The following is a 25,114-nucleotide window of genomic DNA, read 5'->3' as shown; positions in this document are numbered from 1 at the left end:
CAGTTGTGGGCCGAACGAGTGTCCTAGTAGCCCGGGATGCGCTCACCGTCGGTCTTCTCGGCATCGCCGACACGGACGTGCACCGACGTGACGCCGGGGCTCAGCACGGTGACCTCGAGATCGTGCGGACCGGCCCGCCCCGGCACGAGGTCCCTGCTGAACGTGTACCACTCGCACGGCTCGTCGTCCGGGCAGCGGACGTCGAGCGTCCGCTCCTCGTCGACCAGAGACCGGCCGTCCGGTCCGCTCATCCGCACGTGCACGCGGATCGGCTCGGTGATCCTCTCCGACGACTCCGGCGCGACCATCAGGTCGTGCTCGGCCGTCGCGTGCTGGACGACGAACGGGAAGCTGGTCGTCGACGGCACGGCCGCACCCGGCCCGTCGGCCTCCACCTCGTACAGCGTCTGCCCGGCCACGTCGGAGTCGAGGAAAGAGAAGACGCCCCCCAGGGCGACGCATCCCACGAGCAGCCAGATCGGCGCCTTCCACGAGACCTGCCGCCACGGCATCCGGCGCGCCTGCTCGTACACGGCCAGCCCGCCGAACAGCAGCCCGGACGCGACGGCGGCCAGCAGGATGATCATGCTCGTGGACATCACGCCCAGGCGATCACGCGCGGGCGGCGCCGGTCATCGCCAGTACGGACGATCTCCGCTCAGCCGACGTGCCGGATCTCCGGCCACAGCCCGCCCCACGGCCGCAGCGGGCCTCGGCAGACCCACACCGTCCGGCCCTGCTCCTGGTTGTCCAGGCCGACGCCGTTGTCGATCCGGGCCGCCGGCACGACGTCGCCGAACCACCGCTGCAGGACCGGCCGTTCGTAGCCGACGGCGACCACCGTCGTCGCCCTGGCCGGCGGGACGCCCCAGTACGCGTACGCGTTCTGTCCGCTGTAGACGTCCAGGTCCGGCGCGAACCGCTGCAGCGCCCCGGCCTCGCCGTAGTTCCCGGTGAGGACCACCGTGCCGGGCGGCTGCGCGCGGGCGACGTCACCGACGGTCGTCGCGAACGCGGGCCACCCGACCGTCTCCCCGACGTCGGCGACCATCGCCGTGATCGGCGTCCGGGCCAGCTCGTCCTCCGGCACGACCGGCAGCATCAGCATCACGTTCACGACGGCGGACAGCGCGACGGCGAGCCCGAGCAGCGTCGCCCGCACCCGCGACGACGCCCAGCGCAGCACCGGACCGGCCCCGGCGGCGAGCAGCACCGGGTACAGGCCGCACAGGTAGTACGGCTTCCCGCCGGTCACCGTGAACACGACGGCCAGCAGGACGAACGCGATCGGGAACGCGCGCAGCGTGCGGTCGCGCGCCAGGGCCACGACCCCCGCCACCCACACCGGGATCAGCAGCGGCGAGACGAGCACCGCCTGGAACGGCACGACGAGCCACCACGGCTCGCTGGACGTCGACCCGCCGCCCGCGATCGAGTCCGCGAGCGTCAGCAGCGGCGCCCCGTTCGCGGCCTGCCACAGCAGGAACGGCAGCCACAGCACCACCGCGACGGCGCCCGCGACCCAGAACCACCGGTCACGCAGCGGCCACCGGGGGCCCGCCACGAGCAGCGCGACGACGAGCGCGCCCAGCAGGAACGCGGTCAGCGGCTTGTTCAGCAGCCCGACGCCCGCGGCGAGGCCGACCGGGATCCAGCGCGCTCCCCCGCCGCCACGCAGCGCCCGGACGGCGAGCCAGGTCACCAGCGTCCAGGCCAGCAGGTCGGTGGTCGTGGTGGACAGCAGGTGCCCGGTCTGCAGCAGGATGGCGGACACGGCCGTGCAGACCGCCGCGAACGCCTGTTCAGCGCGCCCCCCGCCGAGGTCCCGCGCGATCGTCGCGGTCACCAGCACCACCGCACCGGCCAGCAACGCCGGGATCACCCGCAGCCCGACCAGCGAGTCACCGAACAGCTCCGTCGCGATCCGGGCGAACAGCGGGGTGAGCAGCCCCTGGTCGACGTAGCCCCACGCCAGGTGGCGGCCCGCGGCGAGGAAGTACAGCTCGTCGCGGTGGTAGCCGTAGCCGCCGGACGCGAGGAGCAGCACGACCGCGGTCAGCGCGGGTAGGCCCCAGCGCCCGAGGCGGGAGACGGGGGCGGCGGCCGGCGCGGCGGTCGTCGTCACCCGCCCCAGTCTGCCCGTGTTCGTGGCAGTCAGGCGCCGTCAGTCGCGCGCGCTACGCAGCAGAGGGCGCACGGGTCCCGGGGCGGGCGGGCTGGGTCAGGATCCCAGGGCGAGCACGTTGCAGACGTCGCCGCGCGGGCCGGTCGCGGTCAGGCCGCGCTGGGAGCGGATCCGCTCGGCCAGGTGCTCCGCGTCGGCGCCCACACCGGACAGCCGCCCGGAACCCCACGTCCACTGCCAGGGCAGGCCGAGGAAGTAGAGCCCCGGTGTGCTCGTCGTACCGCGGGAGTGTGACGGGACGCCGCGGCCGCTGAACACCGGCACGTCGATCCAGCGGAAGTCCTGACGGAACCCGATGCACCACACCACGGACGTGATCCCGGTGTCGGACAGGCGGAGCTCGGTGACCTCATCGGACGGACGCCAGACCGGCGTGTAGCGGTCCTCGACGGGCGCGTCGACACCCTGCTCCGCGATGTGGCCGTCGATCGTGTCCTTGATGGACTCGCTCACCTCGTCGGCGTGGTCGAGCGACGCGGTCAGGCTGGGCTTGAAGTGCAGCACCCCGTCACGGTGGTCGGTCATGATCCCGTAGAGCCGCATGCCGTCGCGGGCGTGCGCGCGCAGGTCGATGTCGCGCCCGCCGTCGCGCCCGGTCACGTAGTGGTTCGCCTGCGCGCGAACGGCTTCGCGGCGAGGATGCTGGGTGACGGGCATGTCGTAGTAGCCCATCTCGTCGAGCCAGTCGGTGACGTCGCGGCCGCGGTAGAAGCGGGCCACCCGAGGTGCGTCGCCGACGACGAGGTGCACCGCGCGGCCCTCGAGGTGCAGGTCCTCGGCGATCTGGGCGCCGGACTGCCCGGACCCGACGACGAGCACCTCGCCGTCGGGCAGCTGCGCGCCGGAGCGGTAGTCCTGGGACTGCACCTGCGTGATCGACGGCGGCAGCGGCTCGGACATCGGAGGCGTGATCGGCGTGTGGTAGCCGCCGGTCGCGACGACGACCTGGTCGGCCGTGCACTCGCCGGCCGTCGTGACCAGGCGGAACGTGCCCCGCATGTCCCGGGTCAGCGACGTGACCTCGACCCCCTCGACCAGCGGCGGGTCGACGAACGCCCGGTAGGCCTCCAGGTAGTCGACGATCTGGGAGCGGACCATGAAGCCGTGCGGGTCGTCGCCCGCGTACGGGAAGTCCGGCAGGTTGCACTGCCAGTTCGGCGTGACGAGGCAGAACGTGTCCCAGCGGTACGACTTCCACGAGTCGGCCGCGGTGGCGCGTTCGAGCACGAGATGGTCGATGCCGCGCTTGCCGAGGCAGCGGCTCATGGACAGGCCGGCCTGCCCTCCGCCGATCACGATCACCGGGCGGTGCTCTCCGGACAGGTCTGTCATCGAAACCGTTCCCACAACATCGAGACGGTGATCGCGACGTGTTTCCGGGTCGTGACGGGCGGACCACGGAACCGTTTCCGATTGTTTCGTAACATGATCCACACAGAGTCGGCCGGACGACCCGCCGTCGTAGTCAGGAGTCAACACCACCGAAATACACGCTCGCTTCGATGGTCACCAGCGCATCCCCCCACTCTCGAACTCCCAGGAGGACAGCAGCATGACCAGCACCGAGCTGACAGACGTCGAGAAGAAGAGCCTCGAGGAGATCCCGCACCCGTCGTTGCCGGAGGGATCGAGCATCTACGGCGGGACGAAGGTCTTCCCGGATCTGCAGGCGGAGAGCGGGGAAACGTATTTCACGCTCGTGCACGGAATCGCGCACGAGTCGTCGGTGTCGTTCGTCGCCGTTCTGCAGGCCACCCGCGCGCTGCGCAAGGGATTCGAGTCGGCCATGTACTTCTACGGCCCGGGCTCGCTGAACTGCCTCGCCACCCGCGGGTTCCCGACGACCGGGACGTCCGCGTTCCCGGGTGAGCACAACATCAACGACCAGCTCAAGACGTTCATGTCAGAGGGCGGCAAGGTGTTCTGCTGCCGCTTCGGCCTCTCGCTGCACGGCGCCCGCGAGGAGGACCTCATCGAGGGCGTCATCCCGACGCACCCGCTGGACGTCCAGGACGCGCTCATCTACTACGCGCGCAAGGGCGCGATCATCAACTCGACCTACCAGCTCTGAGCCCTCCCGCCGGGGGTGCGGTCCGGTGTGGACCGCAGCCCCGGCGTGGTCACCCGCGTTCGAGTTCCGGAGGTCCCATGTCCGCCCCGTCCGACGAGAGAACCGACCTCGGCCTGCGCGCCAGAGCCGAGATGGCCGTTCGCGGCGTGGCGATCGACCCTCCCACCGTCACCGACCTCGGGTCGGTGATCCCGCTGCGCCGTCCAGGGGGTGCGGGCCCCTCGGCCGACGGGCACGTGCTCGTCGACGGGCTGAGGACCACCGTCCCGATCGTCGCGGACAGCCCGTTCCGGCTGCGCGACGGGCGGCTCGTGCGCCGCGACGTCGGAGGCGTCACGGACATGGGCGTCGCGGTGGACACCGTGGACCGCCCCGCGTTCTACGACCTCACCACCGCCGACGGCGTGCCCTACGAGAAGATCGCCCGACTGCACGGGAACGACGTCCTCGCGTCCACCGTGGTCCAGACGTGCGTCCGCTACGCCGAGGCCGACCGCTGCCGCTTCTGCGCGATCGAGCAGTCCCTCGACTCCGGCGCGACGACGGCGGTCAAGTCCCCCGCCCAGCTCGCCGAGGTCGCGGACGCGGCCGTGCGCCTGGACGGCGTGACCCAGATGGTGCTGACCACCGGCACGTCGAACGGCCGCGACCGTGGCGCCCGCCACCTGGCCCGCTGCGTCCGCGCGATCACCGCGGCGGTACCCGGCCTGCCGGTCCAGGTGCAGTGCGAGCCGCCGGCCCCGGACGACCTGGCCGCGATCACCGAGCTCCGCGACGCCGGCGCGGCCGCGATCGGCATCCACGTCGAGTCGCTCGACGACGCCGTGCGCCGCCGCTGGATGCCGGGGAAGGCCACGGTCCCGCTGTCCCAGTACCGGCTCGCGTGGGACGAGGCCGTCCGCGTGTTCGGCCGCAACGCCGTGTCCACGTACCTGATCGTCGGGCTCGGCGAGGACCCGGACGAGCTCGTCGACGGCGCCGCGGAGCTGATCGCGCGCGGCGTGTACCCGTTCGTCGTCCCGTACCGCCCGATCCCCGGCACGCTCGCGTTCGACGATGGCATCCCCGGCCCCGACCCCGACCTGCTGGCCGACGTCACGGCGCGGGTCGCGGACATCCTGCGCGCCACCGGGATGCGCGGGTCCGACCAGGCCGCGGGCTGCGCGGCCTGCGGGGCGTGCAGCGCGCTCTCCGCGGCCGGGGGCTGAGCGTGACGCTCCTCGAACACACCTGGTCCCCCGTCCCCCGCTGGGTCGCCGACGAGCTGCTGGGCGGCCGCCCGGTCGACGCCCGGCCGTCGTCGACGATCACCGAGGCCTGGGCCGACGACCGCCGCGACCCGCTCGTCGCGGCCTACCGCGCGTTGCGCCGCAGCGTGTTCGTGCACGAGCAGGGCCTGTTCGACGGGGACTCCGACGTGGACGACCACGACGCGGACCCGCGTGCCGTCGTCCTGCTCGCCCACGACGGGCACGGCGCGTTGCTCGGCGGCGTCCGGCTCGGACCGGCCGATCCCGGCGCCGACGACATCGGCTGGTGGACCGGGAGCCGGCTCGTCGTCGCCCCCGACGCGCGACGCCGCGCCGGTGCCCGGGTCGGCGCGAGCCTGGTCCGCGCCGCGTGCGCCCGCGCCGAGTCGGCCGGGGCGTTGCGGTTCGAGGCCGACGTCCAGGCACCGAACGAGCGGCTGTTCGCCCGGCTGGGCTGGGACCGGCTGCGGGACAGCACCGTCGCCGGCCGCCCGCACGTGCGGATGCGGTTCCCGATCGACCGCGTCCGGTCCCTCGTGGCTGCCACGAAGGCGCCGCTCGGTGCGCTGCTGGGCCCCGTCGGACCGCCCGGCTTCGTCGGCGACGACGGTGCCCCCGTCCCGGGCAGCGACCTCGTCGCCGCCTGCGACGCGATCGTGCCGGCCATGGTCGAGCGCGACCCGGAGTGGGCCGGCTGGTGCGGCGTGCTGGTGAACGTGAACGACCTGGCCGCCATGGGTGCGCGGCCGGTCGGGCTGCTCGACGCGGTCGGGGCGCGGGACGCGTCGTTCGCGCATCGTGTGCTCGCGGGCGTCCGGGACGCCGCGGCCGCGTACGGCGTGCCGCTGCTCGGCGGCCACACCCAGCTCGACGTGCCCGCGTCGCTGTCGCTGACCGCGCTCGGGCACACGCCGCACCCGGTCCCCGCCGGTGGTGGCCGTGCGGGACAGCGGGTCCGGCTCACCACCGACCTCGCAGGCGGGTGGCGCCCCGGCTACACCGGTCGTCAGTGGGACTCGACGACGTCGCGCAGCGCGCCGGAACTGTCCACGATGGTCGGTGCGATCGGACCCGGTGCGGCGCACCGCCCGTCGGCGGCGAAGGACGTGTCGATGGCCGGGCTCGCCGGGACGCTCGGCATGCTCGCCGAGGCCTGCGGCACCGGCGCCGTGCTCGACGTGGCAGGCGTGCCCCGGCCGTCGAACACCTCGGTCGGCGACTGGTTCACGTGCTTCCCCGGCTTCGGGCTGCTCACCGCGGACGACCCGGGCGCACCGCCACCGGATGCCGGACCCGCGACGACCGCGGAGTGCGGGGAGCTGACGGGCGAGCGGGGCGTCCGGCTGCGGTGGCCGGACGGCGAGACGACGACGGCCGTGACGGGCTCCGTCACCGGCATGGGACGCGCAGGGGGACGGTCATGAGCCGCACGACGTTCGCCGCCGCGGCGGCCGGGTTCGTCCGCGACGTGGAGGAGGACTTCGCCCGGATCGGGCGGATCGTCGCCGAGGCCCGCGCGGCGGGCGCCGACCTGCTCGCGCTGCCGGAGGCCGCGATGGGCGGCTACCTGTCGTCGCTGTCCGGGGACTCGCCGGACGGCCCCCCGCAGCTGGACCCGGACGGCCCCGAGGTCGCGCGGCTGGCCGCGCTGGCCGGGGACATGGTCGTCACGGCCGGCTTCTGCGAGCGCGGCGACGACGCGAGCGGCGGGCTGCCCTACAACAGCGCGGTCGCCGTGACCGGCGACGGTGTGCTGGGCAGGCACCGCAAGGTGCACCAGCCGCTCGACGAGCACCACTCGTACGCGGCGGGCGACCGGTTCACGGCGTTCGACACTCCGGTCGGCCGGATCGGCATGATGATCTGCTACGACAAGGCGTTCCCGGAGGCGGCCCGCGCGCTGGCGATGGACGGGGCGCGGACGGTCGTGTGCATGTCGGCATGGCCGGCGTCGCAGACCGACCGCGCGCCGGTGCTCTCCGAGGACCGCTGGGCGCGGCGCTTCGACCTGCACGACCGCGCGCGGGCGCTGGAGAACCAGATCGTCTGGGTGTCGGCCAACCAGGCGGGGACGTTCGGCGACATGCAGCTCGTGGCGGCGGCGAAGGTCGTCGACCCGGGTGGGGAGATCCTCGCGACGACCGGACCGGAGGCCGGGCTCGCGGTCGCCGCCGTGGACGTCGACGACGCCGTGGACCGCGCCCGGCGGCACATGGGACACCTGCGCGACCGGCGCCCGGCCAGCTACGCGGTCGCGGACGCCTGACCCGTGGTGCGCCTCGCCGCGGCGGCGGCCGCGTTCACCCGGGACGTCGCGTTCGACCTCGAGCGGGTCCGGGTGATCATCACCCACGCTCGGGAGGCGGGCGCCGCCGTGCTGGCCCTGCCGGACGGCGCGCTCGGCGGGTACGTGCACGACCTGCGCAACCCCTCACCCGACGAGCTGCCGCCCGCGCTGGACCCGCACGGTCCGGAGATCCGGGCCGTCGCCGCGATGGCCGGTGAGATGGTGGTCTGCCTCGGGTACTGCGAGTACGGCGGCTCCGACGACGGCGGCCCGGTCCGCTACAACGCCGCCGCCTGTGTCAGCGGCGACGGCGTGCTCGGACGGCACCGGAAGGTCCACCAGCCGGCGGGCGTCGCGGGCGTGTTCCGCGGCGGAGAGGGCTTCGCCGCGTTCGACACCCCGGCGGGCCGGATGGGCATGCTGATCGACCACGACAAGACGTTCCCGGAGTCGGCCCGCGTGCTGGCGCTCGACGGCGCCGAGCTCGTCGCGTGCCTGTCCGCGTGGCCCGCGTCGCTGACCGACCGGGCGCCGCGGATGGCCCAGGACCGGCAGGCGCGGCTGTTCGACCTCTACGACCAGGCCCGCGCCGCCGAGAACCAGATCCTCTGGCTGTCGGCGAACCAGAGCGGGCGGGGCGGGTCGCTGCACTTCCTGGGGCGGGCGAAGGTCGTCGGGCCGGGCGGGGAGATCCTGGCCAGGACGTGGTCGAAGGGCGGGCTGGCGGTCGCCGACGTCGAGCCGGACCTGATGATCACTTCGGCGCGGGCGGTGCTGCACCACCTCAAGGAGCGGCGCCCGGACACATATCGGGACGCCGGGGGTCGGCAGCCGGCGGAGCCTGCGGGGCGGGGAGAACACTGAGGATCCGGCTCTCGACGTACTCGACGAAACCGCGTGGCGGCGTCGTGCACACGCTCGCGCTGGCCGAGGCGCTGGCGCGGGCCGGGCACGATGTGACGGTCTGGTCGCTCGCCCGCGGCGGGGACACGACGTTCTTCCGGCCCGTCGACCCGGCCGTCACGCTCCGGCTGGTGACCGTGCCGGACGTCGACGGCGAGTCGGTCGGCGCGCGGATCGTGCGCTCGATCCGGCGGCTCGCCGACGCGCTCGGCACGGCCGCGCCCGCCGACGTCCGGCACGCCCAGGACTGCCTGTCCGCCAACGCCGAGGGCGCCGCGCACGGGTACCGGACCCTGCTGCGGACGGTGCACCATCTGGACGAGTTCACGACGCCGGAGCTGGCCGCCTGCCACGAGCGCGCCGTCGTCGAACCCGGGGGTCTGGTGTGCGTGTCGGCGGCCGTCGCGGACGAGGTGCGGACCGGGTGGGGCCGGTCGCCGGACGTGATCCCGAACGGCGTGGACGCCGCCCGGTTCGCCGCGGCCGCCACCGACGGGTCGGGCGCGCGCTGGCGGGAGCGGTTCGGCCGGTACGTGCTGGCCGTCGGCGGGATCGAGCCGCGCAAGGGCACGCACGACCTCGTCGAGGCGATGGCCCTGTTGCCCGACGTGCCACTCGTCGTCGCGGGCGGGGACTCGCTGTTCGACCACCGCGCCTACCGCGACGCCGTCCTCGCCCGCGCGGCGGAGCTGCCGCGGCCACCCCAGGTGCTGGGGCCGGTGGACGACCGGGAGCTGCCGGGTCTGATGGCCGGCGCGTCGGCGTTCGCGTTCCCGTCGACGAAGGAGGGGTTCGGTCTGGCGGCGATGGAGGCGCTGGCAGCAGGCATCCCGCTCGTCACACGGGACCTGCCGGTGCTGCGGGAGGTGTTCGGGCGGGCGGCTCGGTTCGCGACGACTCCGGCCGGGTTCGCCGCGGCATTGTCCGAGGCGCTGGCGTCACCGGACCCGGCGCGGGCCGCCGCGGGACGGGAGCTGGCGTCGTCGCACTCCTGGGACACGGCCGCCGCGCGGCAGGTTCGGACCTACGAACGGTTCGAACGCACGACAGCGCCGCCCCGGACCACGAGCCCGGGACGGCGCGGACGGTCAGGCTGCTAGCCGCGGACCTTCTTGCGGCCGGTCACCTTGTTGTAGATCACCAGCACGACGATCGCGCCGATGATCGAGCCGATCCAGCCGGCGGGCTGGAAGCCGTTGAAGCCGGTGAAGATGCCCGCGATCGCACCGAACACCACCGAGCCGAGGATGCCCAGCAGGATCGTGCGCAGGATGCCGATGTCGTCCTTGCCGGGCACGACCGCACGGGCGATGAAGCCGGCGACGAGCCCGAGGACGATCCATCCCAGAATGGTCCACAGCATTGGACGTACTCCCTTCCCACGCTCCCCCGGGTCCACACGGGACCCATGTCCGACCGAGAGTAACCCTGAGGCGACCACTCGGCATCGAACTTCACCCGCGTCCACGCCGACGGGTGCCGGAACGTTATGTGTTCAGTTGTCCGGGTGACCCGCGTGAGCGCAGGATGGACGCATGACCTCGGCGATCCCCGTCCTGTCCCTGGACCGCGCACGCGGCGCCGACGGCGCGTTCGACCCGGCGTTCACCCGGCCCCTCGCCGAGGCGCTGCACGCGCCCGGGTTCGTCCAGCTGACCGGCTACGGCGCTGCTCCCGGCCAGGTCAACGAGCTGTTCGCGGCAGTCACCGAGTTCTTCGACCGACCGCTCGAGGACAGGCTCGCGCTGGACAACCGCGAGTCGCCGCACTTCCGCGGCTACACCCGCCTCGGCCACGAGATCACCGCAGGCCGTCCGGACGCCCGCGAGCAGATCGACTTCGGGCCGGAGCTGCCGCCGCGCCCGCGCGCCGAGTGGGACGCGCCGTACCGCGCGCTGGAGGGCCCGAACCGCTGGCCGGACGCGACCGTCCCGCAGCTGCGTCCGCTCGTGCTGGCCTGGGCGGACCTGCTGACCGGCGTCGGGACGGAGCTGACCCGGGCGCTCGCGCACGGGCTCGGCGTCGGGGAGAACCGGTTCGACCCGGCGTTCGACGGCGACGCGCACTGGTTCGGCAAGCTCATCCGCTACGTCGGCCGCGACGAGGACGGGCCGGAGGCCCAGGGCGTCGGGCCACATGCGGACTGGGGCTTCCTGACGCTGCTGCTGCAGGACCGGGTCGGCGGGCTGCAGGCACTGCCGACCGGCTCCCGGGACTGGGTGGACGTCGAGCCGGTGCCCGGCGCACTCGTCGTCAACGTCGGGGAGATGTTGCAGGTCGCGACGCGCGGGCACCTCGTCGCGACGCAGCACCGGGTCCTGCCGTGCCCGCCGGGACGGACCCGGCAGTCGATCGGTTTCTTCTGGTCCCCTCGCCTGGACGCGACGCTCGAGACGCTGCCGCTGGAACCGGTTCCCGGCGCCGACGAGATCGCCGCCGCGGCCGACGTTCACGCCCGGTTCGGGGACAACGCGCTGCGCGGCTGGGTGCGCTCGCACCCCGAGGTGGCGGCGCGGCATCATCCGGACCTGGCGTCTGCACAGTCGTTGTAGCGGACCGGTCACGCTCGGCCACCACGCGTTGACAGACCGCGGATGCGGCTGATTGACTGCACTCACGGTGTTCCACGTCACACGGCAGAGTCACCCGGCCCACCCGCCGAGGTGAGTCGCCGACCGTGACCCGCGGGTCGTCACCACACCCGCCGCCGGATCGAACCCCACCAGACGTGCACGTGCGTTCACGCGCGCGTGCCACCACCGCGCCCCCGGGCTGACTCGTCGCCCGGGGGTGCGGCTCGTAGCTCGGCGCCGCGTGACCGCCTCGGTGGCTACTCGGCGCCGGTGACCGCCGTCAGGCCCACCGACTCGATACCGGCCACGGCGGCCGCCTCGTCGTTCAGCGACGCGTCGCCGGTGACGCCGACGGCGCCGAGCGTCCGCCCGTCGGCGTCGCGGACGAAGACTCCACCGGGCACCGAGAAGATCTTGCCCCCGGCCAGGCCCGCGACGGACGTGAAGAACTCCGGCGAGTCGGCGGCCCGGGCCGCGATCGCCCGGTTCGTCATGCCGAGCGCGAGCACGCCGTTGGCCTTCCCGACGGCCAGGTCCGGGCGCAGGTAGCCGGAGCCGTCCTGGCGGCCGAGCGCGACGATCGCGCCGCCCGGGTCCAGCACGGCGACGGTCAGCGGGTTGAGGCCCTGCTCGGTGCCGTGCAGGTGGGCGGCGGAGATGATGCGCTGGGCCTGGTCGAGCGTGATCGTCATGCCGGGAGCCTGTCAGGCGGCCGGGGTGAGGGCGAACAGCGGGATGGTGCGGATGCCCTGGGTCTTGCGGTCGTACTCCGCGAAGCCCTCGTTCGCGTCCGTGATGCCCTTCCAGATCCGCGCACGCTCGTCGCCGGTCAGCTCCTCGGCGTGCACCTTCTTCGTCTCGACCGTGGCCTCCTTGCCGTGGCCGATCTCGACGGTGATGTCCGGGTTGGCCTTCAGGTTGTGGTACCAGGCCGGGTTGTCCGGCATGCCCGCCTTGGACGCGACGATCACGTAGCGGCCCTCGCCGCCGTCGAACCAGACGAGCGGGGTGATCCGCTCGGTACCGCTCTTCGCGCCGATGTGGTGGACCAGGATCATCGTCGCGCCCTCGAACGGCGGGCCGACCTGCCCGTCGTTGTCCCGGAACTGGCCGATCACGCGGTTGTTGAAGTCGTCGAAGTCGTTCGCCATACGGTCGATCCTTCACCCGGCGCGGACGCGATGCCCGGCGAGGGTGAGGGATGGCACGATCCGGGGACGTCGACTCCGCGGTCGGGAGGACCACCATGCAGATCGCGATCCCGCTCTATCCCCGGCTGACCGTGCTGGACGCCGTCGGGCCCTACGAGGTGCTGCAACGCGTGCCCGGCTTCGTCCCGGTCTTCGTGGGCGCCGAGCGTGGCACTGTGCGCAGCGACACCGACGCGCTCGGGCTCGTCGTCGACGCCGCGTACGACGAGGTGCCGTCGCCGGACGTGGTCGTCGTGCCGGGCGGCCCGGGATCCCGGGACCACCTCGACGGCGGACCGCTCGTCGACTGGCTGCGCCGCGTGCACCCGGGAACCCGGTACACGACGTCGGTGTGCACCGGGTCGCTCGTGCTCGGTGCGGCGGGCCTGCTCGACGGCCTGGACGCGACGACGCACTGGGGGTCGCTGCAGGTCCTGGAGCGGTTCGGGGCGCGGCCGACGACCCGGCGGGTGGTCGAGCAGCTCGACCACCGGATCGTCACGGCGGCGGGGGTCTCGTCGGGGATCGACATGGGGTTGCGACTGATCGAGCTGCTGGCCGACGAGCTCGCGGCCCGCACGGCCCAGCTGTGGATCGAGTACGACCCGCAACCGCCGTTCGACAGCGGGCACCCGGACCGGGCCGACGACGCGGTCCGCGCGAAGATCACCGAGGACAGCGGCGGTCGTCTGGTGGTCCCGCCACCGCGGTGACCCGTGACTCGGACCGCCGCGGGGAGGCGCTGATCCGCAGTTCGCGCGCGTCCGCGGAGAACGCACGCGTCCGGTCGCACGCGTTCTCCGGGTCGGAGCGCGTTCTCCGGATCGGAGCGCGTTCCCCGCGTCAGAGCGCGTTCCCCGGATCAGAGCGCGTTCCCCGCGTCAGAGCGCGTTCCCCGGATCAGAGCGCGTTCCCCGGATCAGAGCGCGTTCCCCGGATCAGAGCGCGTTCTCCGGATCAGGGCGCGTTCCCCGGGTCAGAGCGCGTTCCCCGGGTCAGAGCGCCTTCTCCGCGGGCGTCGGGAGCGTGGCCGTCGTTCCGGCTCAGGCGGGAGCGCCCGCCGGCCCGAACACGACCCACAGCGCTCCGGCCGTGACGGCCCAGGACGCGAGCAGGAACATGCCTGCCCACACGGCGCCGGACAGCGGCGTCAGCTCGGCGAGCCGGTCCGCGTCGGAGTGCCGCAAACGCCCCCGACGACGGCCACGTCGCAGCTCCGCGCACGCCCGCACGCCCCCGAACAGCAGGAACCAGCACAGCGCCGCCGCGAACCCGACCCGCCACTGCGGCTCGGCCCAGACCGCGACCACCGCCAGCAGGCCGCCGGACAGCAGCACGGCGAGCGCGCCGAACGCGTTGCGGATCTGGAACAGCGTGGCGACCAGCAGCACGATCCCGACCCAGAGCGCCACCTGGTCCAGGTCGGCCGCGACCAGCACCGCGCCGCCGAGCCCGAGCAGCGGCGGCATCAGGTACCCGGCGAGGAACATCGCGACCACGCCGGGACCGCGGCCCGCCCCGGTGGAGTACGTGACACCGGACGTGTCGGCGTGCAGCCGGATCCCGGTCAGGCCCCGCCCCACCAGGACCGCGACGAGCGCGTGCCCGCCCTCGTGGGCGATCGTCACCGCCGTGCGGGTCATCCGCCAGGTCGGCGTCCACAGCACCACGACGAGCGCGACCACGGCCGAGAGCAGCGACGCGGGCTTCGCGGCGAGCAGGTCGTAGACCTGGCCGAGCACGTCGACGGCGGAATCCGGGGCGGCGGGCACCTCGTCAGTGTGCCGTCAGCCGGCTGCGTCGAGGATCCGGGTCGCGAGATCGAGCATCGTCGCGGCGTCGTCGGCCACGTACATGAGATCGACGAACGCGTGTCCGATCTCCGTCTCCTCGGCCACCCTGCGCAGCGTCGCGACGACGTCGTCGACGCCCTGACCGGTGCGGACGTTGATCCGCAGGATCGCGTCGAGCGCACCCGGGTCCCGTCCGGCGTCCGCCGCCATCCCCCGCACCCGCTCCCACGGCGTCGTGACCGCCTTCGCCAGGTCGCCGACCCCCGGCACGATCACCGGCAGGAACCCGTCCGCGCGCTCGGCGACCCGGCGGCGGGCCCGCTCGGCGAAACCGGCCAGGTAGATCGGCACGCCGTGCGGCTTGACCTGCACATGTGACGGCGCGATCGTCGCGACCTTCCCGACGTGCCGGACCGGGTCGTCGTGCCACCAGGTGGCGAACACGTCCAGGCACTCGTCGAGGCGGTCGCCGCGCTCGCCCATCGGGACGCCGACCGCGTCGTACTCCTCGGGCGACCAGCCGGTGCCCAGCCCGAGCAGCAGCCGTCCGCCGCTGATCCGGTCCAGCGTCGTCGCCTGGCGGGCCAGCAGCGCCGCCGGGTACCACGGCGCGTTCAGCGTGCTCGTCCCGACGTGCACCCGGCTCGTCGCCGCGGCCGCCGCGGTGATCAGCGCCATCGGGTCGTGCGCCGCCCGCATCTGCCTCGGGATGCCCGGCCCGCCGGCGTAGCCGACGCGTGGGTCGACGGCGGCGAGCAACCGGTCCCCTGCCCACACGCTCGCCGCCCCGCGTTCCTCGATCGCCGCGGCGAACCGCATCGTCCCGTCCACCTCCTCGGCCGCCCGCCCGAACTGCGGCAGACCGAATCCGATTCGCACTTGACCCTCCAGTGGCTGGAACCCCGATGCTCTGTCCTGTGACCGCATCACACACCACCACTCCGGTGTCGCTGACCATCGGGCAGCTGGCCCGCCGGACCGGGGTCCCGGTCCGGACGATCCGGTTCTGGTCCGACGAGGGCCTCGTGCCCTCGGACCGGACGGCCTCGGGGTACCGGTGCTACGACGCGGTCGCGGTGGCTCGGCTCGATCTCGTCCGCACGCTGCGGGACCTCGGGATGGGGCTGGAGGACGTGCGCGAGGTGCTGGCCCGACGACGGGGGGTCGACGAGGTGGCGTCCGCGCACGTCCGGGCCATCGACGAGCAGATCCGTGCGCTCCGCGTCCAACGCGCGGTGTGCACGCTGCTCGCCAGGGGGGACACCGACGACAGGGGGATGATCCTGATGAACGACCTGGCCAGGCTGTCCGCGGCACAGCGGCAGCAGATGATCGACGACTTCGTGGACGACGTGTTCGCGGGCGTCGACGACGACGCACCGGGCGCGGGCATCGCGAACGGCATGAAGATGCTCCCTGCGGAGCTGCCCGACGACCCGACCCAGGCGCAGGTCCAGGCGTGGGTGGAGCTGGCCGAGCTGGTCGGCGACCCGGCGTTCAAGGCCCGCTGCCGCGAGATGGCCGTCGAGGGCTCGAAGGGCGACGCGAACCGGCCGCCGCCGTACGACGCGTGCGCGATGCTCGAGCACGCCGAACCGGCCCGCGCCACCGGCGTGGCCCCGGGATCCGCCGAGGCCGAGGCGGTGCTGGGCCGGATCGGCCTCGGCGAGCTGGACGCGTCAGGACGGGCCGGGCTCGCCGGCACGATCGAGACGTTCTCCGACCGGCGCGTGGAGCGCTACTGGGAGCTGCTCGGCGTGCTCAACGGCTGGCCGGCGCGGGAGACCCCGCCGTCGGTCCCGGCCATGGAATGGGTGGCCGCCGCGCTGCGGGCCTAGCTAGCGCGCGGGCACGGGTGCCGCGCCGGCTGAGGTCGGCGCGGCACCCGTCGTCGCACCCGGGCGACCGGGCAACGTGAGCGAGACGAGCGCTCCGAGGGCGGTGAAGCCGGCCGCCCACCAGAACGACTGCTGGAAGGCGCCGGCCAGCGCAGGGGCCGAGGTGGCCGAGGCCGACGCCCCGGCGAGGACCACCGCGAGCACTGCGGTGCCGAACGAGCCGCCGACCTGCTGCGCGATCCGGGTGACGATGCTCGCGTCCGGCACCTCGTCGCGCTCCAGGCCGCGGAAACCGGACGCCATCAACGGCACGACCACCACGCCGAGACCGAGACCCCGCACGAACAGGCAGGCCATCAGCAGCCACAGGGACGTCCGCGCGTCGGCGAGGGCGAACGGCACCGTGCCGAGAAGCACGACGCCGAACCCGGCGACGGCGAGCAGGCGCGCGCTCACGGTGTCCGACAGGCGCCCGGCGAGCGAGCGCGAGGCGAGCGTGCCGAGACCCTGCGGGACGAGCAGCAGGCCGGCCTCGAGCACGCTCGCCCCGCGCAGCTCCTGGAAGTACAGGGGCATCAGCACCATCGCGCCGTAGAGCGTGATGCCGGACAGGAACAGCAGCAGCGACGACGACGCCAGCGCGCGGTGCCGCAGCAGCATCAGGTCGACGAGCGCCCGCCCGCGTCGGCGCAGCGCCCAGGCGACGAACGCGGCGAGCAGCACGAGCCCGACGGCCAGGGGAGCGAGGACGTCGGCGCGGGCGAACGCGCCGGGCCCGGCCGTGTTCGACAGGCCCCAGAGCACACCGACCAGGCCAGGGGCCATCAGGGCGAAACCGACGACGTCGAGCGGCGCCCGGCGTACCGGTCCGTCCGACGGCAGGAACAGCACGGCGAGCACGAGTCCGACGACGCAGAACGGGACGTTCACCCAGAACATCCACGACCAGTGCAGGTGCGCCAGGATCAGGCCTCCGACGACCGGGCCCAGGATCGGCCCGAGCACGGCGGGCAGGCTGACCACGGCCATGATCCGCCCGAGCCCGCGGCCGCCGGCGGCCTGCATGACCATCGTCGACATCAGCGGCATGAGCAGCCCGCCCCCGACGCCCTGCACGACGCGGAACGCGATCAGGCTGCCCACGCCCCACGCGAGGCTCGAGAGCACCGAGCCCGCCAGGAACAGCGTCAGCGCGACCAGCCACAGACGCTTCGCACCGATGATCCGCTGCGCCCACCCGGCGATCGGGACCGTCACGCCGAGCGCGAGCAGGTAGCCCGTGCTGACCCACTGGACCGTGGCGACCGACGCGTGCAGCTCGCCGGCGAGCGTGTGCAGCGCGACGGCGACGATCGTCGTGTCGAACAGCACGGCCAAGCCGCCGACCAGCACCGTCCACACGGTGCGCCACACGACGGGGTCGATCCGGGTGGCGTCGGGCTCGGACATCTCAGACTCCTTGGATACACTCTGACTCTTATACGAGAGTAGACCCGCGAGGATTAGATACGCAATGTCTCCTAAGGACGGGGAGCGAGCGCCGCAGCGGCGACGGGGAGCCGCGCTCGAGAACGCGCTGCTGGACGCCGCATGGGACGAGCTCGTCGAGAAGGGCTACACCGACTTCACGATCGAGTCGGTGGCCGAACGCGCGCGGACCAGCCGCGCCGTGCTCTACCGCCGCTGGCCCTCGAAGCCCGAGCTGGTGCGCGCGGCCGTCGGGCACGCGCGCGACCGGGAACCCGTCACGGTCCCGGACACCGGCTCGCTGCGCGACGACATGGTCGAGCTGCTCCGGCGCGCGAACCGTTCGCGCGCATGGCTCGGCATCGTGATGGCGCTGCAGCTGTCCGGCTACTACGCCGAGACCGGCACCGGGCCGGCCGACCTGCGCGGCGCGTTACTGGCCGGCCGCGGCAGCGCGGTCGCGGAGCTGCTGTCCCGCGGCGTCACGCGGGGCGAGGTCGATCCGGCGAAGCTCAGCCCGAGGGTGGAGGCGGTCCCGTTCGACCTGTACCGCCAGGAGCTGCTGATGACCCTCAGACCGGTACCCGACGACGTGATCGAGTCGATCGTCGACGAGGTGTTCGTGCCGCTCGTGCGGCCGTGACCCGTGCAACCGCGTCCGCGTGTGGTGCGACGTCAGTCCCTGCGGCCGGTGACGGCCAGCCCGAGGCCCATGCCGGCGATCATCAGCCCGCCCGTCCCGCCGACCGCGGCCAGGCGGGCGGGCGACGTCGCGAACCACGAACGGGCGGCGCTCGCGGCGAGCCCCCAGCACCCGTCGAGGGCCGTGGCGAGCACGCAGAACAGCACGCCCAGCACCACGATCTGCACCGGCACGCTGCCCTTCGCCGGGTCCGCGAACTGCGGCAGCACGGCGGCGAAGAACACCAGGGCCTTCGGGTTCGTGACGCCGACGAGGAAACCCTGCCGCAGGAACCGGCGGTCGGTCGTCGACGCCTCCCCCGCCACCGTCGACAGGGCGGCCGCCAGCTCACGGCGGCCGCGGAACGTCCTCACGCCGAGCCACACCAGGTAGGCGGCACCGGCGAGCTTGATCACCTCGTAGACGACGACGGAGCGCTCGGCGAGCGGGCCGAGCCCGACCGCCACGACCGCGATCAGGACGAGGACCCCGCCCAGGTTCCCGAACACCGACTGGATCGCGGCCCGCCGCCCGTGCGCGAGCGCGCGCCCGACGATGAACAGCACGCTCGGGCCGGGCACGACGACCAGCACGATCGAGGCGAGTGCGAACGCGATCAGCGTGGACGTCGACGGCACCGGATCACACTAACGCCGCGGCCCACCGGATTTCTCCGAGTCCTCCCAGCCGTAGAACACGCGCTCGACGACGGCGCGTGCCCGCCGTGCGGTACGCCGGTAGTCGTCGGTGAAGACGCCGGGGTCGCCGCCCGCCGGGTAGCCGAGCGCCGCCGCCACGGCGGACTGCTCGCGTCCCGAGCGCGGGAGCTGGTCCCCCGGCTTGCCCTTGACCAGCATGATCGCGTTGCGGGCGCGCGTGGCCGAGCGCCAGCCGGCGATCAGCTCGTCGGAGTCCTCCATGCTGATCAGGCCGGCCTCCCGCGCCTCGCGCAGACCCTCCAACGTGGACGTGGTGCGCAGCTCCGGCATGTCGCCCGCGTGCTGGAGCTGCAGGAGCTGCACGGTCCACTCGACGTCGGCGAGACCGCCGTGACCGAGCTTCGTGTGCGTGGTGCGGTCCGCCCCGCGTGGCAGCCGCTCGGCGTCCACCCGGCCCTTGATCCGGCGGATCTCCGCGACGGCCTTCTCCGGGATCCCGTCGGACGGGTACCTGATCGGGTCGATCAGCTCGGTGAACGCGTCCCCCAGCTCGGCGTTCCCGGCGATCGGGCGCGCGCGCAGCAGCGCCTGCGCCTCCCACATCTCGCTCCAGCGCGCGTAGTACTCGCGGTAGGAGCCGAGCGTGCGGACCAGCGGGCCGTTGCGTCCTTCCGGCCGCAGGTCCGCGTCGATCGGCAGCGCCGGGTCCGGGCTGGGCGAGCCGAGCAGCTTGCGCACCCGCTCGACGATGCCGGTCGACCACTTCGCGGCCTCGTGGTCGGTGGCCCCGCCCCGCGGCTCGCAGACGAACAGCACGTCGGCGTCGCTGCCGTAGCTCATCTCGTAGCCGCCGAGCCGACCCATCCCGATCACGGCGATCGTCGCGGGCGGGTCGTCCGTGCGTGCCGACACGACCGCGTCCAACGTGGACGCGACGACGGCGTCGGTCAGCGACGACAGCGCCACGCAGACGTCCTCGACGTCGATCAGCCCGAGCAGGTCCGCGCAGGCGATGCGCAGCATCTCGTGACGCCGGTAGGACCGCGCGGTCGCGACGGCGATCTCCGGCGTCGGCTGGCGGGCGACGGTCGTGCGCAGCGCGACGGCGACCTCGGTCGGGTCGCGGGTCAGCTCGGGGCTCGCGCCCGCCGAGTTCGTCGCGAGCATCCGCAGGACCTCGGGCGCACGCCCGAGCAGGTCCGGAACCAGCGCGGACGTCCCCAGCAGGATCATCAGGCGCTGGGCGACGGCGCCCTCGTCGCGCAGCAGGCGCAGGTACCAGGGGGTGTCCGCGAGCGCCTCGGACACGCGGCGGTAGGCGAGCAGGCCGCGGTCGGGATCCGGCGAGTTGGCCAGCTCGTCGAGCAGCACCGGCAGCAGCGTCCGCTGGATCGCGGCGGCCCGGGACACGCCGCCGGTGAGCGAGCGCAGGTGCCCCAGCGCACCGTCCGGGGAGACCCAGCCGAGCGCCGCCAGCCGCGCCTTGGCGGCATCGGGAGAGAGCTGCCCGGCAGTGCCGTCGGCGCCCTCCGCGGCCAGCCGGGACACCGACGTCAGCAGCGGGCGGTAGAACAGCTTCTCGTGCAGGCGGCTGACCCGTCCGGCGTTGCGCTTCCACTCGGCGAGCAGCACGCCGACGACGTCGCGTCGCCCGTCGCTGCGGATCCGCGCGGCCCTGGCGAGCCAGCGCAACCCGTCCGTGTCGTCGGTCGCGGGCAGCAGGTGGGTACGGCGCAGCTTCTGCAGCTGCAGGCGGTGCTCGAGCAGGCGCAGGAAGCGGTACGACGCGGCCAGGTTCGCGCCGTCGTCGCGCCCGACGTAGCCGCCCGCGCTCAGCGCCGCAAGGGCTTCCAATGTGGACGGCGAACGCAGCGACTCGTCGGCCCTCCCGTGCACGAGCTGCAGCAGCTGGACGGCGAACTCGACGTCGCGCAGCCCGCCGCGGCCGAGCTTGAGCTCCCGCTCCTGCTTGTCCGACGGGATGTGGTCGAGCACGCGGCGGCGCATCGCCTGGACGTCGGTGACGAAGTCGTCGCGCTCCGCGGCGTGCCAGACCAGCGGGCCGACGGCGTCGATGTAGAAGCGGCCCAGTGCGGGGTCGCCCGCGATCGGGCGTGCCTTGAGCAGCGCCTGGAACTCCCACGTCTTGGCCCAGCGCTTGTAGTACGAGACGTGCCCGTCCAGCGTCCGCACGAGCGCGCCCTGCTTGCCCTCCGGCCGCAGGTTCGCGTCCACCTCGAAGCACGCCTCGCCCGCCACCCGCATCACCCGCGACGCGATCTTGGTCGCGGGCTGCGTGAGGTCGCCGCCCGGCTCCGCCACGAAGATCACGTCGACGTCCGAGACGTAGTTCAGCTCGCGCCCGCCGCACTTGCCCATCCCGATCACGGCGATGCGCATCTCGTCCGGCGGGTCGTGCTCGGCCATCGCGATCGCGAGGGCCGCGGTGATCGCCGCCTCGGCGAGGTCGGCCAGCTGGGCGGCGACGTCGTCGACCTCCATCACCGGCAACGCCGGGTTCCCGACGGCGGCGAGATCGGCCGAGGCGAGCCCGAGCAGCTCGTCGCGGTAGGCCAGGCGCAGGGCGGCGACGCCGTCGGAACCCGTGACCGTGGCCCTGGCTCCCCCTGCGGATCCCGGCGGCGGCGCGGACGGGTCGGCGCCCACCGCGCGCAGCAGGTTCGCGGTGCGCTGTTCCAGGCCCGGCGCCGGGTTGCGTCGCTCCGGGGTGTCGGCCAGCAGCAGCCAACGGTCCGGGTGCGAGATCAGGTGGTCGCCGAGCGCCGTCGACGAGCCGAGCGTGGCGAACAGCCTGCCGCGCAGGCCGGCGTCGTCGTGCAGGGCCTTCTCGATCTCCGGCCAGGGCTTCGTCCGGGCGAGCCGCTCGACCGCCCGCAGCGCCAGCTCCTGGTCGGGACTGCGGGCCAGCGCCCACATGATCTCCTCGGCGCCGCGGACGGGTCCGTCGTCGTTCCACCACCCCAGGTCGGTCAGCGTCTGCCCGGCGCCGGAGCCGGTCAGGCCCAGGCGTGCCAGCGACGTCCCTGTCCGGCGGTCCACCACGCGCACGATCCTGCCTCATCCCGGCCGCTGCGACGACGCCACGGGGCTCGTCGACGCCACCACATCGTGACCGCCGGATCCCCGGCCCGCTCCGGCGCCACGTCGCGGCTGCGGGCCCGACCACGAGGTGACAGCGGATTCTCCGCGGTGTCCCCGGCGCGGCGTGTGGGGGCCGCAACCGGACCGACCGGCGGCCGTGCGGTGGCCGATAGTGTCCGCTCCGGGACCGAGGCGGGAGGCTGACGTGCGACGTGAGCCGGGCCCGCGTGCCGGGGGCCGACGGGCGGTCGTCGTGCTCCGGATCGTCGCCGTCACGGCCCTGCCGTGGGCCTGGTTCGGCCTGCGCGACGCGTTGGGCCTGGCCGGGGACGTGCTCGCGATCTTCCTGCCGGCGCTGGCCGTCGTCGCGGCGGTGGGCCTCGTCGTCGTGAACCGCCGGCTCGGGGTGCCGCCCGCCGTGTCGGTCCTGCTGGCCGGGGCGGTCGCGGTGGCCGGGCCGTGGACGCCGGCGGACGCGGGCGCGGTGGCGCCCGGCCGGGGTGTGACGGTGGCCGGCGCCAACGTGACCGGCATGCCGGGGACGCTGCCCGCCCTGCGCGGTGTCGATCCCGACGTGCTCGCCGTCGTCGAGGACGCGCCCGAGCTCGACGCCCAGCTGGCGCCCGACCGCCCGTACCACCTGGCGGCGAGGGCTCCGGGGATCGGCGTGTACAGCAGCTTTCCGCTGCGCCCCCTGGAGCGGCCCGGCCCGGACTTCCCCGGGATCCGGGCCGTGGTCGCCGCGCCGACGCCGTTCGTGGTGTATGCGCTGCACGTCCCGAAGCCGTGGGTGCCGGTCGGCAGCGGCTACTTCACCTCCCCGGCGAACCACCACCGCCTGGTCACCGAGGTCGCCGCGCGGGTGGCCCGCGAGCGGCGGCCGGTCGTGATCCTCGGGGACCTCAACTCCACCGACCGCGCACGCGACTACCGGCTGCTGACCGGCGGAACCGGACTGACCGACGCGATGCGCGACGGCTGGGCGGGCCCGACGTCGGTGACGACGTGGCTGCCGCTCCTGCTGCGGATCGACCACGTGCTGGTCGGGCCGGGCTGGTGCGGCGACGCGGGGCGCCGGTTCACGCTGCCCGGCTCCGACCACGACGGTGTCGTCGCGACCGTCGGGCCGTGCTCGTGAGCACTCGACCCGCGGCCGGTCGGCGCGGCATGCTCCCCGGGTGGACGTCACGGTCGTCGGGGGCGGGATCGGTGGGCTGGTCACGGCGCTGGAACTGCACCGGCGCGGGATCCGGTCGGTCGTGTACGAGCAGGGGTCGGCGCTGCGCGAGCTCGGAGTGGGGTTCAACCTGCTGCCGCACGCCGTGCGCGTGCTCGACGACCTCGATCTCGTCGACGCGCTCGACGCCGTCGCCGTCCGGATCGGGCAGCTGACCTACGCCCACCGGCTCGGGCAGCCCGTGCTGCAGCGCGCGTGCGGGCAGGCCGCCGGCTTCGACGAGCCGCAGTTCTCCTGCCATCGCGGGCACGTCCAGCGCGTGCTGGCCGACGCCGTGCGCGAGCGGCTCGGCCCGGACGCACTGCGGCTCGGGCACCGGGTGACCGGCGTCACGCAGGACGGTTCCGGCGTGCGAGCGCGGTTCGAGGACGGCACGGAGGCCGACTCCGACGTGCTGGTGGCCGCCGACGGGATCCACTCCGCGGTGCGCGCGTCGCTGTTCGGGGACGAGGGCCCGCCCCGCTGGAACGGCGTGCAGATGTGGCGCGGCGCGACCGACTGGCCCGCGTTCGGGCGCGGCGACCTGCTCGGCCGGTCGATGATCGTCGCGGGCGGGACGGACGCGAAGCTCGTCGTCTACCCGATCGGCCCCGGCTCGTCCCCCGGCACGGTGCTGACGAACTGGGCGATCTGCGTCCGCACCGGCCGCGACGGGGATCCGCCGCCCCGTCGCCAGGACTGGTCGCGGCCTGCCGACCCGGCCGAGGCCGCCCGGCACGCGCGGCGCTTCCACCTCGACGAGGTCGACCACCACGCGCTCGTCGCGGCCACCGCGGAGATCTTCGAGTTCCCGATGTGCGACCGCGATCCGCTGCCGCACTGGGGCGGCGGCCGGGTGACGCTGCTCGGCGACGCGGCGCACCCGATGTTCCCGATGGGTTCCAACGGCGGTGGCCAGGCGATCCTGGACGCCCGGTCGCTCGCGGCGCACCTGGCGCTCTCGCCGCACGACCCGGAGGCCGCGTTGCGGGCCTACGCGGACGAGCGCCTGCCGGTCACGGCGGACATCGTGCTGCGCAACCGGACCGGCGGCCCGGAGATGGTGATCGACGAGGTGGAGCGGCGGGCACCGGACGGCTTCGACCGGCTCGAGGACGTGATGAGCACCGACGAGCGGGACGCGATCGTCGCCGGCTACGCGCAGGCGACCGGAGCGACGCCGGAGCAGATCCGCCGGGGGTGAGGCTCAGGGCAGATACTTGACCGCCTCGCGCCGGACGAGGCCGGGCACGCGGTCGCCGTGGTCGTCGAGCCACGCCGCGACGAGCTCGGGCCTCCGCTTGCCGGTCTCTCGCAGCACCCACCCGATCGCCTTGCGCACGAAGAATTCGCGTTCGTCCACCATGGAGTCGGCGTAACGGCGGAAGCGCTCCCAGTCCCCTACGCCGTCCCGCAGCGGACCGAGCAGGGCGAGCAGGGCGGAACGTCGGATCCAGAAGTGCGGGTCGGCGGCCCAACGGTCCAGCGTCGGGCCGGCGGCCGGATCGCGCACGACGACGTCGCCGGCCGCCTTCTCCGCCAGCGGATCGACGAGCGCCCACGTGCCCGCGGCGCGCAGCCACCGCTCGATCGCGTCCAGGTCGTCGGCCACGAGCACCCCGGCCCGCACGACGAGCAGTTCGACCGCGGCCAGGCACCGCTCGTGCACCTCGCCGGTCGCCCACAACGCCGTCGCCACCGCGAGGACGTCCTCGCGGGCCGCGACGCCCTGCTCCCCGGCGACCAGTCGGACGGTCCGGCGGACGTCGGGCACACGTACGCCGAGATGGCGCCGCGCGCTCTTGAGGTACGCCGCCTCGCCCGCCGCACGATCCGGGTCGGAGACGTCGCCGAGGCGCGCAACGATCTCCTCGGCGACGTCCGCCGCGCTCACGGAC

At 74.0% G+C, this 25,114-nt stretch carries 24 protein-coding genes; 12 read left to right on the top strand and 12 right to left on the bottom strand.

Annotation, left to right across the window (positions count from 1 at the left end):
- Positions 1–23: 23 nt before the first annotated feature.
- The 3 genes from EV378_RS28245 to EV378_RS28235 form a co-directional block, all read right to left on the bottom strand.
- Positions 24–599, bottom strand: coding sequence for a hypothetical protein (locus EV378_RS28245; RefSeq protein ID WP_132430424.1), 576 nt, complete (start codon positions 597–599; stop codon positions 24–26).
- Between the two features lie 59 nt (positions 600–658).
- Positions 659–2,125 carry a glycosyltransferase family 39 protein gene (locus tag EV378_RS28240; RefSeq protein ID WP_132430423.1) on the bottom strand — a complete coding sequence of 489 codons (1,467 nt, stop codon included), beginning with the start codon at positions 2,123–2,125 and terminating at the stop codon, positions 659–661.
- 96 nt (positions 2,126–2,221) lie between these two features.
- A complete protein-coding gene (locus tag EV378_RS28235; RefSeq protein WP_132430422.1) occupies positions 2,222–3,517 on the bottom strand; it encodes an MSMEG_0569 family flavin-dependent oxidoreductase in 1,296 nt (431 codons plus the stop codon).
- Between the two features lie 220 nt (positions 3,518–3,737).
- Here EV378_RS28235 and EV378_RS28230 point away from each other — a divergent pair, with 220 nt between their 5' ends.
- The 6 genes from EV378_RS28230 (at position 3,738) to EV378_RS28205 (ending at position 9,796) form a co-directional block, all read left to right on the top strand.
- A complete protein-coding gene (locus EV378_RS28230; RefSeq protein ID WP_132430421.1) occupies positions 3,738–4,256 on the top strand; it encodes an MSMEG_0572/Sll0783 family nitrogen starvation response protein in 519 nt (172 codons plus the stop codon).
- Between the two features lie 77 nt (positions 4,257–4,333).
- Positions 4,334–5,464 (top strand): MSMEG_0568 family radical SAM protein, encoded by a 1,131-nt coding sequence (locus EV378_RS28225; RefSeq protein WP_132430420.1) that lies wholly within the window; start codon positions 4,334–4,336, stop codon positions 5,462–5,464.
- Between the two features lie 2 nt (positions 5,465–5,466).
- Positions 5,467–6,930, top strand: coding sequence for an MSMEG_0567/sll0787 family protein (locus EV378_RS28220; RefSeq protein WP_243653804.1), 1,464 nt, complete (start codon positions 5,467–5,469; stop codon positions 6,928–6,930).
- Complete coding sequence (locus EV378_RS28215; protein WP_132430419.1) at positions 6,927–7,772, top strand: carbon-nitrogen hydrolase family protein; 846 nt, start codon at positions 6,927–6,929, stop codon at positions 7,770–7,772. The genes EV378_RS28220 and EV378_RS28215 overlap by 4 nt, the downstream gene beginning before the upstream one ends.
- 3 nt (positions 7,773–7,775) lie before the next feature.
- Positions 7,776–8,657: a carbon-nitrogen hydrolase family protein gene (locus EV378_RS28210; protein ID WP_132430418.1), complete on the top strand. Its 882-nt coding sequence runs from the start codon at positions 7,776–7,778 to the stop codon at positions 8,655–8,657.
- Positions 8,600–9,796: an MSMEG_0565 family glycosyltransferase gene (locus EV378_RS28205; protein ID WP_341540466.1), complete on the top strand. Its 1,197-nt coding sequence runs from the start codon at positions 8,600–8,602 to the stop codon at positions 9,794–9,796. The genes EV378_RS28210 and EV378_RS28205 overlap by 58 nt, the downstream gene beginning before the upstream one ends.
- Here the strand turns inward: EV378_RS28205 and EV378_RS28200 are convergent.
- The gene (locus EV378_RS28200; protein ID WP_132430417.1) at positions 9,793–10,059 is read right to left on the bottom strand and encodes a GlsB/YeaQ/YmgE family stress response membrane protein; all 267 of its coding nucleotides are present in this window, start codon (positions 10,057–10,059) and stop codon (positions 9,793–9,795) included. The genes EV378_RS28205 and EV378_RS28200 overlap by 4 nt on opposite strands.
- Positions 10,060–10,231: 172 nt before the next feature.
- On the opposite strand from EV378_RS28200, the gene EV378_RS28195 reads away from it, so the two are divergent.
- Positions 10,232–11,248: an isopenicillin N synthase family dioxygenase gene (locus EV378_RS28195; RefSeq protein ID WP_132430416.1), complete on the top strand. Its 1,017-nt coding sequence runs from the start codon at positions 10,232–10,234 to the stop codon at positions 11,246–11,248.
- Positions 11,249–11,526: 278 nt separating this feature from the next.
- On the opposite strand, the gene EV378_RS28190 is transcribed toward EV378_RS28195, so the two are convergent.
- Entirely contained in the window at positions 11,527–11,961 is a 435-nt protein-coding gene (locus EV378_RS28190; protein ID WP_132430415.1) for a GlcG/HbpS family heme-binding protein, read from the bottom strand.
- 12 nt (positions 11,962–11,973) lie between these two features.
- On the bottom strand, positions 11,974–12,420 hold the full coding sequence (locus tag EV378_RS28185) for a nitroreductase/quinone reductase family protein (RefSeq protein ID WP_132430414.1): 447 nt from the start codon (positions 12,418–12,420) through the stop codon (positions 11,974–11,976).
- A 50-nt stretch (positions 12,421–12,470) separates the two neighbouring features.
- On the opposite strand from EV378_RS28185, the gene EV378_RS28180 reads away from it, so the two are divergent.
- Positions 12,471–13,172 carry a DJ-1/PfpI family protein gene (locus tag EV378_RS28180; RefSeq protein WP_243653802.1) on the top strand — a complete coding sequence of 234 codons (702 nt, stop codon included), beginning with the start codon at positions 12,471–12,473 and terminating at the stop codon, positions 13,170–13,172.
- 330 nt (positions 13,173–13,502) lie between these two features.
- On the opposite strand, the gene EV378_RS28175 is transcribed toward EV378_RS28180, so the two are convergent.
- Positions 13,503–14,231, bottom strand: coding sequence for a M50 family metallopeptidase (locus EV378_RS28175; RefSeq protein WP_132430413.1), 729 nt, complete (start codon positions 14,229–14,231; stop codon positions 13,503–13,505).
- A 15-nt stretch (positions 14,232–14,246) separates the two neighbouring features.
- Positions 14,247–15,131, bottom strand: a complete 885-nt coding sequence (locus EV378_RS28170; protein WP_132430412.1) for a TIGR03619 family F420-dependent LLM class oxidoreductase — start codon at positions 15,129–15,131, stop codon at positions 14,247–14,249.
- Positions 15,132–15,169: 38 nt separating this feature from the next.
- Between EV378_RS28170 and EV378_RS28165 the strand changes: the two genes are divergently transcribed.
- Complete coding sequence (locus EV378_RS28165) at positions 15,170–16,090, top strand: MerR family transcriptional regulator (RefSeq protein ID WP_243653801.1); 921 nt, start codon at positions 15,170–15,172, stop codon at positions 16,088–16,090.
- Here EV378_RS28165 and EV378_RS28160 read toward each other — a convergent pair whose 3' ends face one another.
- Positions 16,091–17,539: an MDR family MFS transporter gene (locus EV378_RS28160; RefSeq protein ID WP_132430410.1), complete on the bottom strand. Its 1,449-nt coding sequence runs from the start codon at positions 17,537–17,539 to the stop codon at positions 16,091–16,093.
- A gap of 64 nt (positions 17,540–17,603) precedes the next feature.
- On the opposite strand from EV378_RS28160, the gene EV378_RS28155 reads away from it, so the two are divergent.
- Complete coding sequence (locus tag EV378_RS28155; protein WP_132430409.1) at positions 17,604–18,200, top strand: TetR/AcrR family transcriptional regulator; 597 nt, start codon at positions 17,604–17,606, stop codon at positions 18,198–18,200.
- Between the two features lie 32 nt (positions 18,201–18,232).
- Here EV378_RS28155 and EV378_RS28150 read toward each other — a convergent pair whose 3' ends face one another.
- Complete coding sequence (locus EV378_RS28150) at positions 18,233–18,877, bottom strand: LysE family translocator (RefSeq protein WP_132430408.1); 645 nt, start codon at positions 18,875–18,877, stop codon at positions 18,233–18,235.
- Positions 18,878–18,886: 9 nt separating this feature from the next.
- The gene (locus EV378_RS28145) at positions 18,887–21,961 is read right to left on the bottom strand and encodes a bifunctional [glutamine synthetase] adenylyltransferase/[glutamine synthetase]-adenylyl-L-tyrosine phosphorylase (RefSeq protein ID WP_132432845.1); all 3,075 of its coding nucleotides are present in this window, start codon (positions 21,959–21,961) and stop codon (positions 18,887–18,889) included.
- Positions 21,962–22,205: 244 nt separating this feature from the next.
- Here EV378_RS28145 and EV378_RS28140 point away from each other — a divergent pair, with 244 nt between their 5' ends.
- Both EV378_RS28140 and EV378_RS28135 read left to right on the top strand, forming a co-directional pair.
- Positions 22,206–23,138 (top strand): endonuclease/exonuclease/phosphatase family protein, encoded by a 933-nt coding sequence (locus EV378_RS28140; protein WP_132430407.1) that lies wholly within the window; start codon positions 22,206–22,208, stop codon positions 23,136–23,138.
- Positions 23,139–23,178: 40 nt separating this feature from the next.
- On the top strand, positions 23,179–24,420 hold the full coding sequence (locus tag EV378_RS28135; RefSeq protein ID WP_132430406.1) for an FAD-dependent monooxygenase: 1,242 nt from the start codon (positions 23,179–23,181) through the stop codon (positions 24,418–24,420).
- 3 nt (positions 24,421–24,423) lie between these two features.
- On the opposite strand, the gene EV378_RS28130 is transcribed toward EV378_RS28135, so the two are convergent.
- Positions 24,424–25,110 carry a DNA alkylation repair protein gene (locus EV378_RS28130; RefSeq protein WP_132430405.1) on the bottom strand — a complete coding sequence of 229 codons (687 nt, stop codon included), beginning with the start codon at positions 25,108–25,110 and terminating at the stop codon, positions 24,424–24,426.
- Positions 25,111–25,114: the final 4 nt, after the last annotated feature.

The sequence above is a fragment of the Pseudonocardia endophytica genome, from assembly GCF_004339565.1.
Lineage (GTDB): Bacteria > Actinomycetota > Actinomycetes > Mycobacteriales > Pseudonocardiaceae > Pseudonocardia > Pseudonocardia endophytica.
Note: the sequence above shows the minus strand (reverse complement) of the source record. Positions and strands in the feature narration are given on the sequence as shown.

What these genes read in the sequence shown, in the direction of transcription:
- EV378_RS28245 (WP_132430424.1), bottom strand. Translation starts at nt 599, where the DNA reads ATGTCCACGAGCATGATCATCCTGCTGGCCGCCGTCGCGTCCGGGCTG.
- EV378_RS28235 (WP_132430422.1), bottom strand. Translation starts at nt 3,517, where the DNA reads ATGACAGACCTGTCCGGAGAGCACCGCCCGGTGATCGTGATCGGCGGA.
- EV378_RS28230 (WP_132430421.1), top strand. Translation starts at nt 3,738, where the DNA reads ATGACCAGCACCGAGCTGACAGACGTCGAGAAGAAGAGCCTCGAGGAG.
- EV378_RS28225 (WP_132430420.1), top strand. Translation starts at nt 4,334, where the DNA reads ATGTCCGCCCCGTCCGACGAGAGAACCGACCTCGGCCTGCGCGCCAGA.
- EV378_RS28215 (WP_132430419.1), top strand. Translation starts at nt 6,927, where the DNA reads ATGAGCCGCACGACGTTCGCCGCCGCGGCGGCCGGGTTCGTCCGCGAC.
- EV378_RS28200 (WP_132430417.1), bottom strand. Translation starts at nt 10,059, where the DNA reads ATGCTGTGGACCATTCTGGGATGGATCGTCCTCGGGCTCGTCGCCGGC.
- EV378_RS28195 (WP_132430416.1), top strand. Translation starts at nt 10,232, where the DNA reads ATGACCTCGGCGATCCCCGTCCTGTCCCTGGACCGCGCACGCGGCGCC.
- EV378_RS28190 (WP_132430415.1), bottom strand. Translation starts at nt 11,961, where the DNA reads ATGACGATCACGCTCGACCAGGCCCAGCGCATCATCTCCGCCGCCCAC.
- EV378_RS28185 (WP_132430414.1), bottom strand. Translation starts at nt 12,420, where the DNA reads ATGGCGAACGACTTCGACGACTTCAACAACCGCGTGATCGGCCAGTTC.
- EV378_RS28180 (WP_243653802.1), top strand. Translation starts at nt 12,471, where the DNA reads ATGGCACGATCCGGGGACGTCGACTCCGCGGTCGGGAGGACCACCATG.
- EV378_RS28160 (WP_132430410.1), bottom strand. Translation starts at nt 17,539, where the DNA reads ATGTCCGAGCCCGACGCCACCCGGATCGACCCCGTCGTGTGGCGCACC.
- EV378_RS28155 (WP_132430409.1), top strand. Translation starts at nt 17,604, where the DNA reads ATGTCTCCTAAGGACGGGGAGCGAGCGCCGCAGCGGCGACGGGGAGCC.